The following is a 13,566-nucleotide window of genomic DNA, read 5'->3' as shown; positions in this document are numbered from 1 at the left end:
ATTAAGATGAGTGATGGCGCTTTACGATGCCATCACTTAAAAGTTGATAAACCTGTTTTAAATCATCTCGATTTGCTTGGGCTAATAAGCTTTGATGCATTACCAAGATATTCTGATCTCCCCGCATTGCAGGTCCTGTTTGCATTTGCTTTGGATCATTTTCAGTAGCTTTTTTTGCTGTTTCCAGAATTAATGGGTAAAGCAAGCCAAAGTCGACCTGCTCTGCATCTACAACTTGCTTTGCCATATCAAAACAATAATTACTAAAATTACAGGCAAACACGGCTGCCAAATGCAAAGTTAAACGTTGTTTGGAGGTATATTGATATACACGCTTACTTAGGCTATTTGCTAAATCAGAAAGTATGACTAAATCGTCTTTATTGGTCGCCTCTACAAATAATGGTGTGGCTTGCCAATCAACGTCTCTTTCAAGACTGAACGTTTGCAAAGGATAAAACACCCCTGCTTTTTCATGAATATTACTGATGACTTGAATGTCTGTGCTACCCGAGGTATGGACCATAAGCGTTTCTGGGAATATCTCATGTACCTGCGTTGCAAGTTCAGTAATAGCACTGTCTGAAACAGCTAGAATAATTAAATCGCTTGGTTGAAACTCTTGAAGAGACTGACATGCTTTCGCTTGAATTTGCTCTGCAAACTTCTTGGTTTTCTCAAAATCACGTGCATAGACTTGTGCGATGTGATGACCTTGAGCCAACAGTGCCTTTGCCAAATGGAAGGCAACACGCCCACTCCCTAACAAACTAATTTTCATGCCAACCTAACAATATTTATTTCTATAAAAAAAGCTTCTCAAAATGAGAAGCTTTTTTCAAATTAGAATTCAATAAAATCTGTTTTTTATTGAGCTACTGAAAACTCAATACGACGGTTTTTAAAGCGTCCTTCTTCAGTCGTATTGTCTGCAACTGGCTGTTCTGAACCATGGCCTTTAGCAACCAGTTTAGAAGCATCCACTCCTTTAGAAACTAAATAATCTACTACTGCTTGAGCACGTCGTTGAGAAAGCGCTTTATTAGCAGCGGCATTCCCTGTTGAGTCGGTGTGACCACCTACATCTAATTTAACACCAGACACTTTATTTAAAAGGGTTGCTGCTTGATCAAGAATAGCTTTGTTATCTGCAGGTATGTCACTTGAGCCACTCGCAAAGTTAATAATTTGTAAATTAAGTGCTTTAACTAGTGCGTTTACATCTACATTGTTCGGGTCAATTGCAGTTAAGGCTGTTTGTGAAGCACTTAAACTATTGCTTACAGACTGTTCAGCTGTTTCTGGCGCTGCGGCAACAACTTCGGTATGTGGAACAAGTGCTTTTACTTTAGCAGTTAACGCTTCTAACGCTGCAGCATCACCTGCTTTCAATGTAATCTTGTCACCCACCCATTCTAAAGAAGCGTCTGGAATACCTTTTAATGCACCCAACACGCCTGCTAAAGCATCCTTATCGGTAAAAGCAGCCGCATAAGTTTGACTTGTATCAACATCACAATCTTTAGTAGCTGAAAAGACTTGTTTAACTTGAGTTTGTAAAGTCGCCAAGAAACCTTGATCGCCAATTCCAGCCTGACACTGGCTCACAGCACCTTTATCATCGGTGCTTAAAGTTAAAGTAGCTGGAGCAGCCGCGGCCTCTACACCGCTTGCAGCTTTAGTTTCAGGTGCAGGTGTAGCTTCTTTATGCTGGCAAGAGCGCCACAACCAAGCAATTAATAACCCAAGAATAATGAGCGCAATAATGGGTAAAAAACCACGAGATTTGCCCGTAGTCTCTGTTGCTGCTGCAAGTGGCGGTGCTGTCGATGAAGTTACAGAAGATAAACCAGCTCCAATACCTAATGGAGCTAATAAGCCCACGGCCCATCCTGGTAAATATGAACGGATCGTTTCAGCATGCTGACGTAAATAGTTCACAATACTTTGTTGATCATTTCCGGCAACGTCAGAAATTGCATTAAGGCTCGGTTTTAATGCGCTATTGAGGGTATTTTCGATTTCATTATTTGGTGCTGTACCGCTTAAATGGGTAAGCACAGTATTCTTAATTTGCTCATTATGAGAAAAAAGATCGGATAATGACGGAGCCAAACTGTTTTTCAATTGTCCTATAAGATCAGGTTTAGCAGCTAATAATGAAAGTAGAATTGGATAAAACTTAGATAAAGCGTTTGTTTTTTCGCCGAGGTATCCATCCTGATTATTTAATATTGTTGAAGATACTTTTTCTTTAAGCAGTTCTATAGGGTTTATCGACATTGGTTATTCTCCCGAATCTTATACGTCGTAACCAGCAACTTTTTGATTATTCAAATACTTCTCTTTGCTGATAGTTTTTTATTCTAATGCGCTCGAAATCTTTTGTTGTTTTTTAAATAATTTATATACAATTTTCCATCTAGTATTTACAAAACAGGTAGATCTTTATGATCTACCTGTTTATATTTTATATCGGCATTTTGCTGCTTAAAATTAAACAGCAAAAGTCTGTAAGACTTTACCTGTAAGCTTTTGACCCAGTAAAGGGGTGTTTTTCCCTTGAGATAAAATAGTGTCTTTACTTACAGTCCAGCTTAACTCAGGATCTACCAACACCCACCCTGCTTCAGCTTGCCAACGTGCTGTCATATTTGCTACCTGTGCAGGAGCACTTGTCACTTTAGTTACCCATTCTAAAGGTTCAAATAAACCTTCATTAATGAGCTGAATACCCAAAGCCACATAAGTATCAAATGCAGTAATACCCGGTTGGGTCTCTGCAAATGGAGCCATTTTAGCTGAACTGCTTAAAGGCTCATGGTGGGTACAGATTGCATCAATTACACCTTGTTTTAAACCTTGGCGTAAAAGCTCTTTATCTTGCTCAGAACGTAATGGTGGACGAACATGTGCAAGTGAATTGAAGCCATCAATTAGTTGCTCAGTTAAATGTAACTGATGCATTGCTACATCGGCAGTAACCGGTAAACCTTTTGCTTTTGCAGCACGAATTAATTCGACCGAAGCGCCACAAGACAACAAACCAAAGTGAGCTTTGACACCTGTCGCTTCAATCATAAGCAGATATTTTGCAATCGCTACGGTTTCTGCAATTGCAGGAATCATTGGTAAACCTTGACGTGATGCAATAAAGCCTTCATGAGCACAACCATCTTTAGCAAGTTGTGGCTCTTCAGCATAGAAAACGACGGTTAAACCAAGACCCGCGGCGTACTCTAATGTACGAACAACAACATCGTCATTTTCAAAAGCAGCATTCGCATTTGAAACAGCAGTACAGCCACCCTTTTTAAGGCCTGCCATATTTGCTGGTTGCTTACCATTTAGACCTTGAGTCTGGGCACCGATGATATGCATGTGAATACCACCATCATGCCAAGCTTTTTCAATTAAGCCGTGAATGAGCGCACCGTTGTCTTGTACAATCGGCTTTGAGTCTGGCGGCGTAATGACGTGCAAAATACCATTAGCACGTGCAGCTTTACCTTCTGATTTCAACGTTCCATGCTGCTGCTGACCTGGTTCACGCAAACGTGCACACAAATCAACCATAGTTGGCATTAACCATTTACCCTGACCATCAATAGTTTGTTCAACCTGATCGACTGGGGCAATGAGCTTACCATCTTGAAGATATACAGTTTGTACGCTGTCTGTTTTTTGGATTGGGTCTAACACACGTACATTTTCAATTTTTACAATACTCATGTGATCCATTCCTTACAACGCAATCGCTTCAATTAAACCTTGTTCTTGGAGTTGCCCTTGCATAGACAACGCTAGCACAGCCATACGAACTGCAATACCGTTAGTGACCTGTTTTAAAATCACTGACTGTTCGCCATCAGCAATACTCGAATCAATTTCTACACCACGGTTCATTGGTCCCGGATGCATAACAATACAGTCCGGTTTAGCCAAGCTAAGGCGCTCTTTGTTTAAACCGTACATTCTGTAAAATTCAGATTGTGAAGATAATGCTGGTGAATCGATACGTTCATTTTGAATACGTAAAGCAATAATCACATCACAACCGGTAATGCCTTCATCCATGTTATTGAACAAACGAACATGGTCGCCATATTCTGAAAAACCAACCGGTAATAAGGTGTTCGGCGCAATCACACGGATATCTTTACATCCGAGTGTTTGAAGTGCAGCTACATCTGAACGCGCAACGCGAGAGTGTTTAATGTCACCAATAATGGCAACACTCAAGTCTTCAAATGGTTTTTTCGTCTCACGGCGAATAGTGAGCATATCGAGCATCGCTTGCGTTGGATGGGCATGACGTCCATCTCCGGCATTAATAATTGCGACTTTCGGACATACATCTTTAGCAATGAAATGTGCAGCACCTGAAGATGAATGACGTACAACAAAAATATCGGCAGCCATTGCTTCGAGGTTCCAAAGCGTATCTCGTAAAGTCTCACCTTTTGACGTGCTTGAACGTGCAATATCAATGTTCAATACATTGGCAGACAAACGTTTTGCTGCTGCTTCAAAAGTAGTACGAGTACGGGTGGAGTTTTCAAAGAAGAGATTCATAACCGTCCGACCTTCTAAAAGCGGGCGGTTAATTAAATTATTATTATCATCTAAAAAGCTTTGCGCGGTATCTAAAATCTTAGTGAGGTTTTCTTTTGAAAGGCCCTCAATCGTTAAAAAATGTTTTAAATTTCCGTCTTGATTGAGCTGAACCTGGCTCGGTTGATGCAACGCTGCAATATGCATAATGGATTCCTATGGGTCGAATCGCGAAAACGTGCATAGTGTAGCTGAATTCCGTTCTTTTCGCAGAAGAACTTTACAGAATAAGGCCCTAAATTGACCAGAAAATTTAGAGCCGTGCTCAGATTACCTTAAAGCACCAATATAATGATGTGGCACTTGTGCCCGATAAATGTCTTCGGCTGTGATTTCTGATTCTTCACTAGTTTGAATACTTACTGTCATTTCTTTTTGAGACTGCTCTGGTATTGAATCCGTCAATACCATTAATCGTTCAACACAGCGTTTTAATTCGTCATCTTCTGCTTCTAGTGCCAGTGCAATTACATATTTCGCATAGTCTTTATTTCGAACAACATACATTGCATCTATCACCCGTCCCGTTACTCTGCGCATACGCACATAAATTTGAGTAGCTAGTGTGAAAGCTTCTGCATTCGCTATAAAACCATTCCCCATCATATCTTTCATTTATATTCCCCTATGTATTCAAATCATGAAATTGGTTAAAAACCATCAATAATGATTAATTAAATAAGTTTTATTTCGAAAGATTTAGCAAAATACATACCAGTTTTTATATTTTAAGCTTTAAAAATCAATTTATTGGTTGCCAAGTGATAGGTTGCAATAATTTAAAAACTTTTAGACACCAAAATACGTTAAACTTTGCATCGTTAATATTTATATGTTTTGGTCAATCGAGTTTATGAATACCTCTTTACGTTTAAACCACTATTGGATTACTTGTGCTGATGGTTTAGAAACCCTCTTACAAGAAGAAATAGAACAGCTTGGCACCAAAGTGACAGAACGTAAAGCAGGACGTTTAATCATTGAAGGAACGCTTGAACATGCTTACCGTATTTGCATGTGGTCACGTCTTGCTTCACGTGTTTTACTTCCAATTCATACTTATGAACTTGAACGTACCCACGATGCACGTGATGTAGCAGAAGAGCTTTATGAAGGTGCAATTAGTTTTGATTGGTCACTTATTTTTGCACCACAAAGTACCTTTGCAATTCGCTTACACGCAGAGCGTGAAATTAAGGTAAATACGCAGTTTGCAACCCTTCGTGTAAAAGACGGTGTTGTTGATTCCTTTATGGAAGCTGTAGGTCGCCGCCCAAGTATTGATACCAAACAACCGGAAATTACATTATATGTGCTTGCGGGCAAAACCGAGCATACATATTGCCTAGATTTATCTGGTGATTCATTACATAAACGCGGCTACCGTCGTTTCATGACAGATGCGCCAATTAAAGAAAACCTCGCAGCAGCAATTTTACAAAAAGCCAAGCTTAAGGAACGTAACCCGGAAATTGTACTTGACCCAATGTGTGGTTCAGGCACATTTATTATTGAAGCATTAATGATTTTAACTGATCGTGCGCCGGGTCTTGTACGTCGTTTTGGTTTTAATGGCTGGCATGGTCATGACCGTGAACTTTGGCTTTCACTCAAAGCCGAAGCAGCAGAGCGTCATGAAAAAGCACTTGAACAACCGTTACCTAAGTTTTATGCATACGATGCTGACTGGGAAGCTGTAAAAGCAACACGCGAAAACATTATTGCAGCAGGTTTTGAAAAGCTACTAGGCGATATTCAAATTGAAGAGCGTACTTTAGCAGACTGGCCAGATTTCGGTGCTGAAAATAAAACTGCTTTTATCGTTACCAACCCTCCATATGGTGAGCGCTTAGGTGACAAAGCTTCTAACCGTTCTCTTTACTTAGGCTTATCTGCCCTCTTACAAAAGAACTTCCCAAATCAATATGCAGCAATTATTGCCGCACAAATTGAACAAGCGGATGTTTTAGCATTTGAAGCACCAGAAACATTACGATTAATGAATGGTAAATTACCGATTTATGTTCGTTTCGGTACAGTTAAACCTGAAAAAGTCACTCAACCCTTCTTGGCAAACTGGCAAGCTCAACCTGTTGAAATGGAAGAAGCTCAAGACTTTGCTAACCGTTTGCAAAAGAACATGACTGCCTTGAAAAAGTGGGCAACCAAAGAAAATATCTATTGCTTACGTTTATACGATGCAGACCTCCCTGACTTTAACCTTGCTGTAGACTTATACGGCGACCGTTTACATGTTCAGGAATATGCACCACCTAAAAAGATTGATCCTGAAAAAGCAAAAAAACGTTTTAACTTAGCGCTTGCTGCTATTCGTGCGGTGACAGGATTAAATCGTGATGCAATCTTTATTAAAACACGTGCGCGTCAAACTGGTACCAATCAGTACACCAAACAAAGTACAGCCAATAAACGTTTCATCGTGCAAGAAGGTAAAGCTAAAATTTTAGTGAACCTAACTGACTACCTCGATACAGGTTTGTTCCTTGACCACCGTCAAATGCGTTTACGTATTGCTAAAGAAGCACGTGGTAAGCACTTCTTAAATCTTTATAGTTATACCTCGACAGCCAGCTTACACGCGGCCTTAGGCGGCGCTGCAAGTACAACCAGTGTAGATTTATCTAATACTTACTTGAGCTGGTCAAAAGAAAACTTCGTTTTAAATGGTTTAACAGTAGATCATGCAGACGAGCAGCATATGTTCTTTGCAAGTGACTGTTTTGAATGGTTAAAAGAAGGTCATGAACAATACGATCTTATTTTTATTGACCCGCCAACATTCTCTAACTCTAAAAAGTTCCACGGTACTTTTGATGTGCAGCGCGATCACGTCTCTTTGATTAAACGTGCAATGAACCGCTTAACAAGTGAAGGTACACTTTATTTCTCAAATAACTATCGTGGTTTTGAGATGGATGAAGAGATCGAGGCTTTATATGAAGTTGAAGAAATTACTTCTGAAACGATTGGACCCGATTTTAAACGTAATCAAAAAATCCACCGTGCATGGAAAATTCAGCATCCTGGATTAAATTAATCTGAATTTGAAAAGGAAGTTATCATTACTTCACGGTAATGATAACTTCACCATGTACATTCTTTGACTCAAAATCATAACGCGTAAATCGATCAGCTCTTTCTGGCAGAGCAACCATTTCTAACTTTTTCTTCTCTTTTCCATCAATGACCTGATTTTGCTTTTGTTCTTGATAAGGTGATAACACACTTGTGCGCAGTGAATTCCATCGAACCTGCTGTAAATAGTTATCCCCTAGTGTTTGCCGAACTTGACGTTGCTCTATTTCTGGCTTCTTCGCATCATCTTGAGCTTTCGCAATAATTACGGGTAGAGCTGCCGTTACTGCTCCTGTTTGAGTTGCAAGCGCACTTTCATTCATAGGCTGTGCAGCCCATAGATTCGTCGGTAATACCGCTATACAACTTAAAATTCCCAGCACACACCCTTGCTTATTGTTCATCATGTTCATCCTAAAATTGTTATTGTTTGTTATATCGAATCAAACTAACAAGTTTTTAACCTTGTCGCAATGTTATAAAGAAACTTCCCGATAATTAGCATTGATCATTTTAAAACCTGAAATTCTTCACAGGCTTTTTGTGAATATTCAAATAGTTTTATAGATTTTTATCTTAGACTTGAACCATACCCTTAGATCACTTAACGTGATTTTATAATTTATTTGTAGTTAGATTTATTCATAAATAAACACCATACGAGGTGGAATAATGCTTCAGCAATGCTGTCAGTTATTAGAAGACCGTTTACTTAAAGTCGCGTTTATTGAAAGTGCCAGTTCAGGTTACTTAACCAGTCAGTTTTCGATTCATAAAAATAGTGGTGCTGATATTTTACTGGGTGGATTAGTCAGTTATGACCCCAGTATTAAAATCAGTGTTTTAAAAGTTGATCCAAAGTTAATTGAAACCTACACAGCAGAATCGCCACAAGTAACTGAAGAAATGTGCAGGCTTGGTCAAACCCTATTTCAACAAGCCGACATTGTTGTGAGCTGCACAGGTTTATTAAAACCTGGCGGAAGTGAAACTACGGAAAAACCTGTAGGTACTTTCTTTATTTGTATTTCTTATCTAGGACGTATTTATCATTACCATTATTTTTTATCAGGTCATGCCGAACAAAAACTTAAAACTCTCACACAGAAAGTAGCAGACTCAATTATTGCGCTTATATCTTCAAATCAGCATAAAAGTTAAATATAAAAAAAGAGAATATGTTTCCATATTCTCTTTTCGGTTTTAGCAGAAAAAACTTAGCTGAGTTTCAGCTTATCAAACACTAAGTGACCATTTTCGCCTTTAACTAAAATGGTATCACCCGCAACAAAGTCACCTGACAAGATTTTTTGAGCTAGTGTATTTTCAACCTGTTGTTGAATTGCACGTTTCAATGGACGCGCTCCGTATACAGGATCAAAACCAGCGTCAATCAATAAGTCAAATGCACTGTCATCTACAGTTAAACTCATATCACGATCAACAAGTCGTGAGCGTAAGCGGTCCAACTGAATATCGGCAATGCCACGAATCTGTGCTTTTTTGAGTGAATGGAAAATCACCAACTCATCAATCCGGTTAATAAACTCCGGACGGAAATGCTGACTTACCGCATTCATTACAATAGTACGCACTTCATCATCAGTTGCACCTTCACCAAGTTCACGTACATCTTGTGAACCCAAGTTCGATGTCATCACAATAACCGTGTTTTTAAAGTCCACTACACGACCTTGTGAGTCGGTTAAGCGTCCATCGTCTAACACTTGTAGCAAGATATTGAAGACATCTGGATGCGCTTTTTCAACCTCATCAAACAACACTACGCTATATGGTTTACGGCGAACAGCTTCGGTTAAAACACCGCCCTCTTCGTAACCTACGTAACCCGGAGGCGCACCAACTAAACGGCTGACAGAATGTTTCTCCATGAATTCACTCATATCGATACGAATCATGGCATCATCACTGTCAAACAAGAAGTTAGCTAAAGCTTTAGTTAACTCAGTTTTACCTACACCTGTTGGTCCTAAGAACAAGAATGATCCGCTAGGACGATTCGGGTCAGACAAACCGGCACGTGAACGACGAACTGCATTCGATACCGCAACAACTGCTTCATCTTGCCCAACAACACGGTCATGTAAAAACTCTTCCATATGAAGAAGTTTTTCACGCTCGCCTTGCATCATTTTAGCAACCGGAATACCTGTTGCAGCACTAACGACTTCGGCAATTTCATTTTCAGTTACTTTTGTACGAATGAGTTTTGGCTCTTCGTTTTCTTCAGCAACTTCATCTTGTTCAAGTTGTTTTTGCAACTCTGGAATTACACCATATTGCAAACGTGCTGCTTCTGCCAAATCGCCTTCGCGCTGAGCTTTTTCAAAAGCAATACGTGCTTTATCAAGTTCAACCTGAGCTTGTTTAGTGCCTTCTACCAATGTTTTCTCAGCTTTCCACACTTCTTCCAGATCGTTGTATTCTTTCTCGACTTCAGCAATCTGTTTTTCAAGATGAGTAACTTCGGCCTTACTGCCTGCGTCTTCATCTTTTTTCACCGCTTCCAATTGCATTTTCAACTGGATTAAACGGCGGTCAAGTTTATCAAGTGCTTCTGGCTTAGAATCGATTTCCATCTTAATACGAGAAGCTGCCTCATCAATCAAGTCAATCGCCTTGTCCGGTAATTGACGATCTGTAATATAACGATGAGACATTTTCGCCGCAGCAATAATCGCTGAATCTAAAATCTGTACGCCATGGTGAGTCGCATACTTTTCTTTCAGACCACGTAAAATCGCAATGGTATCTTCTACACTTGGTTCATCGACCAGCACTTTTTGGAAACGACGCTCCAAGGCTGCGTCTTTTTCAATGTATTGGCGATATTCATCTAAGGTAGTTGCACCCACACAGCGCAACTCACCACGAGCCAACGCAGGTTTTAACATATTACCTGCATCCATCGCGCCGTCACCTTTACCAGCACCAACGAGCGTATGTAGCTCGTCAATGAATAAGATGATTTCGCCTTCGTGTTTCGCCAAATCTTTTAAAACAGCTTTTAAACGTTCTTCAAACTCACCACGATACTTAGCACCTGCAAGCAATGAACCTAAATCTAACGATAAAACACGTTTATTCTTTAAGCCTTCTGGTACTTCACCATTAACAATACGTTGTGCCAAACCTTCAACAATAGCGGTTTTACCTACCCCAGGTTCACCGATGAGTACTGGGTTATTTTTAGTACGGCGTGACAAGACCTGAATGGTACGGCGGATCTCATCATCACGTCCAATCACCGGATCAAGTTTCCCCGATAAAGCCCGCTCGGTTAAATCAATCGTATATTTATTAAGTGAGTCACGTTGGTCTTCGTGATTATTACTCATGACTTTGTCACTACCTCGAATATTTTCAATTACTTTGCGTAAGCTGTCGGGAGTTACACCTACGGCACTTAAAATATTTTTTGTTTCACCAGTTTCTGCCAAGCCCAATAAAACCCAGTCAGTTGACAAAAATTCATCGCCAGCTTTTTGCGCGTATCGATCTGCCAAGTTGAGTGCTTTAACTGCTTCTGGGTTTAAATTGACATCGCCCGTCGGGTTAGCAATAGTCGGAGCATCTTTTAAAGCCTGCTCTAGCTTTTGTTTAAGTTCAGGTAACCGTGCACCTGCTTGTTGCAACAAACTAATATTGGACGGCTCTTCCAATAAAGTACTCAAAATATGAATACCTGCTATAGCTGTATGGTCTTTACCCATCGCTAAGGATTGAGCATCTGAGAGGGCTTGCTGCAAGCGGTTCGTAAATTTTTCAAATCGCATTCTTGTTATTCCTCACAACAAATTCGTACTTGTGTAATAGATGGGAACACTTTTTCGGATTTCAAATAAATTTTTATATATTTTTCATTAAGTTATAAAAAATACTGCGAGTAAAACTCGATTATAATATGGGTTTGTTTTGTATATATTTCAAGTACACTTCGGCTACATTTTATTAAATATCTTGAATATTTATATTTACTCTCATCTATTTTATGGTCTTCACAAAGACTTCATTGAGAATTCCCAAATTAAGAATTAATTTATCTTGCCAATTCCATCCTGTTTTTTGAAATTAAAAATGCGCTTAAAACATATTATATTAACAACTTGTCTTTTTAGCTCGACTCTAGCAATGGCGGAGTTACCCCAAGACTCAAGAAGACCCGGTGGTATTGCAGTTATTCCTTTAACGTCGGATATTACTCAGGTCACTTTTCAACACAAACCGGTTTTAATTAGCCAAGAAGGACAGCAGCGTTATGCAGTTTTCGGTATTCCGTTATCTACTCCACTTGGTAGTGTTCAACTCGATACCAATAAAGCCCCTATTCAAATAGAAGTTAAATCTTATCCATATGCTGAGCAACGCCTTAAAGTTACGAATCAAGACTATGTAAATCCCAATCAAAGTCAATTAGATCGTTACGCTCAAGAAGCTAAAGAACAAAATGATGTTTATAGTTCATTTACGCAAAGTTCGTGGCAAGCCTTACCAAAATTTATACGCCCAACTTCGGGTAAATTTACCAATTCTTTTGGTAGAAAACGCTTTTTTAATGGTGAAGAACGTGCTCCACACTCAGGTCTAGACATTCCAGCACCAATAGGCCAAAAAGTAGTTGCCCCAGCAGACGGCGTAGTCGTTCAAACAGGTCATTATTTTTTTAATGGGCAAACTGTATTAATCGATCACGGCCAAGGCTTAATTAGTATGTTTTGCCATTTAAGCGAGATAAAAGTAGAAAAAGGCCAGCATATTCGTCAAGGGGAAACTTTAGGTCTAGTCGGTAAAACAGGACGTGTCACAGGCCCTCATTTACATTGGGGAATGAGCCTTAACAATGCACGGGTAGACCCTCAACTTTTTCTAACTACGACTCATTAATTTAAAGCTTTACGAAAGTACTTTGGCGCTTCGACATAGCCTTCTCTTAGGTAAAATTGATGTGCCAAAGGTCTTTGTATCCCCGAATGAAGTTCCATTCGGTCACAACCACGTTGCTTTGCTAACCGTTCGGCTTCTTGTACAAGCAAATGCCCTACTCCTTTACTACGCATCTTCTCGTCAACACACAGATAACATATTTTGGCAAACTCACCTTGTAAGGCAATTTGTGGAATAAAATAAAGCGATAAAATTCCATACACTTTTAAATCGTCAGCTGCGACCAACGTAATCGCATTAGGATCTTTACTTAGTATTTGAAATTGTTCTTGAACTACTTTTAAAGGCTGTGAATATCCCATTTGTTTAAGTAAATAACATATGGTCTCGGTATCTTCCCATTGTGCTAAACGGATATTCACATAACTCTCCTTTTATTTTTTAATTATTCTTATCATAAAAAAAGCCAACATGACTGTTAGCTTTTTATTTTTTAGGCATTCACAAATAAAATTACGCTGCTTCAATAATTTCAAAATCGTGAGTAATTTCTACGCCACCATCTGAAAGCATTTTACTTGCTGAACAATATTTCTCAGCTGATAGCTCTACTGCTTTTGCAACCTGTTTTTCTTTTACAGCTTTACCTGTCACTACAAAGTGTAAATGGATCTTAGTGAAAACTGCCGGAATTGCATCTGCTCTCTCAGCTTTAAGCTGACATACGACATTCGTCACATCTTGACGGGATTTCTTTAAAATAGTCACAATATCAAACGAAGCACACCCACCAAGTCCCATTAATATCAACTCCATAGGACGTGGTCCACGGTTTTCACCACCGTACTCAGGTGAGCCATCCATCACTACACTATGACCGCTCTCTGATTTCGCTTCAAAAGCAACATTCTCTAGCCAATGTACACTTGTTTGCATTGCAACTACCCAAAA

Annotated in this window: 12 protein-coding genes; 3 read left to right on the top strand and 9 right to left on the bottom strand. The window is 39.5% G+C overall.

Annotation, left to right across the window (positions count from 1 at the left end):
• Position 1 precedes the first annotated feature (1 nt).
• The 5 genes from EG365_RS14520 to EG365_RS14500 form a co-directional block, all read right to left on the bottom strand.
• Positions 2 to 781 (bottom strand): Rossmann-like and DUF2520 domain-containing protein, encoded by a 780-nt coding sequence (locus EG365_RS14520; RefSeq protein WP_000703552.1) that lies wholly within the window; start codon positions 779 to 781, stop codon positions 2 to 4.
• A gap of 86 nt (positions 782 to 867) precedes the next feature.
• Entirely contained in the window at positions 868 to 2,283 is a 1,416-nt protein-coding gene (locus EG365_RS14515; protein WP_000026482.1) for an OmpA family protein, read from the bottom strand.
• Between the two features lie 213 nt (positions 2,284 to 2,496).
• A complete protein-coding gene (locus tag EG365_RS14510; protein ID WP_000029356.1) occupies positions 2,497 to 3,732 on the bottom strand; it encodes a dihydroorotase in 1,236 nt (411 codons plus the stop codon).
• A 12-nt stretch (positions 3,733 to 3,744) separates the two neighbouring features.
• A complete protein-coding gene (locus EG365_RS14505; protein ID WP_000546639.1) occupies positions 3,745 to 4,761 on the bottom strand; it encodes an aspartate carbamoyltransferase catalytic subunit in 1,017 nt (338 codons plus the stop codon).
• 123 nt (positions 4,762 to 4,884) lie between these two features.
• On the bottom strand, positions 4,885 to 5,229 hold the full coding sequence (locus EG365_RS14500) for a hypothetical protein (protein ID WP_000654268.1): 345 nt from the start codon (positions 5,227 to 5,229) through the stop codon (positions 4,885 to 4,887).
• Between the two features lie 238 nt (positions 5,230 to 5,467).
• Between EG365_RS14500 and rlmKL the strand changes: the two genes are divergently transcribed.
• Positions 5,468 to 7,672, top strand: a complete 2,205-nt coding sequence (gene rlmKL / locus EG365_RS14495) for a bifunctional 23S rRNA (guanine(2069)-N(7))-methyltransferase RlmK/23S rRNA (guanine(2445)-N(2))-methyltransferase RlmL (protein WP_001098013.1) — start codon at positions 5,468 to 5,470, stop codon at positions 7,670 to 7,672.
• A gap of 25 nt (positions 7,673 to 7,697) precedes the next feature.
• Here rlmKL and EG365_RS14490 read toward each other — a convergent pair whose 3' ends face one another.
• Positions 7,698 to 8,114, bottom strand: a complete 417-nt coding sequence (locus EG365_RS14490; protein ID WP_001060738.1) for a hypothetical protein — start codon at positions 8,112 to 8,114, stop codon at positions 7,698 to 7,700.
• Positions 8,115 to 8,382: 268 nt separating this feature from the next.
• On the opposite strand from EG365_RS14490, the gene EG365_RS14485 reads away from it, so the two are divergent.
• Complete coding sequence (locus tag EG365_RS14485) at positions 8,383 to 8,871, top strand: CinA family protein (protein ID WP_000941316.1); 489 nt, start codon at positions 8,383 to 8,385, stop codon at positions 8,869 to 8,871.
• A 56-nt stretch (positions 8,872 to 8,927) separates the two neighbouring features.
• On the opposite strand, the gene clpB is transcribed toward EG365_RS14485, so the two are convergent.
• Complete coding sequence (clpB, locus tag EG365_RS14480) at positions 8,928 to 11,507, bottom strand: ATP-dependent chaperone ClpB (RefSeq protein WP_001210050.1); 2,580 nt, start codon at positions 11,505 to 11,507, stop codon at positions 8,928 to 8,930.
• A gap of 301 nt (positions 11,508 to 11,808) precedes the next feature.
• Here clpB and EG365_RS14475 point away from each other — a divergent pair, with 301 nt between their 5' ends.
• The gene (locus EG365_RS14475; RefSeq protein WP_001237344.1) at positions 11,809 to 12,615 is read left to right on the top strand and encodes a peptidoglycan DD-metalloendopeptidase family protein; all 807 of its coding nucleotides are present in this window, start codon (positions 11,809 to 11,811) and stop codon (positions 12,613 to 12,615) included.
• Here EG365_RS14475 and EG365_RS14470 read toward each other — a convergent pair.
• Both EG365_RS14470 and EG365_RS14465 read right to left on the bottom strand, forming a co-directional pair.
• On the bottom strand, positions 12,612 to 13,037 hold the full coding sequence (locus EG365_RS14470) for a GNAT family N-acetyltransferase (RefSeq protein ID WP_001026230.1): 426 nt from the start codon (positions 13,035 to 13,037) through the stop codon (positions 12,612 to 12,614). The genes EG365_RS14475 and EG365_RS14470 overlap by 4 nt on opposite strands.
• A 91-nt stretch (positions 13,038 to 13,128) precedes the next feature.
• The gene (locus EG365_RS14465) at positions 13,129 to 13,551 is read right to left on the bottom strand and encodes an OsmC family protein (protein ID WP_001195082.1); all 423 of its coding nucleotides are present in this window, start codon (positions 13,549 to 13,551) and stop codon (positions 13,129 to 13,131) included.
• Positions 13,552 to 13,566 lie beyond the last annotated feature (15 nt).

The sequence above is a fragment of the Acinetobacter sp. FDAARGOS_494 genome (genome assembly GCF_003812225.1).
Classification (GTDB): Bacteria; Pseudomonadota; Gammaproteobacteria; order Pseudomonadales; family Moraxellaceae; genus Acinetobacter; species Acinetobacter baumannii.
This window is presented reverse-complemented; position numbering and strand designations above follow the sequence as displayed.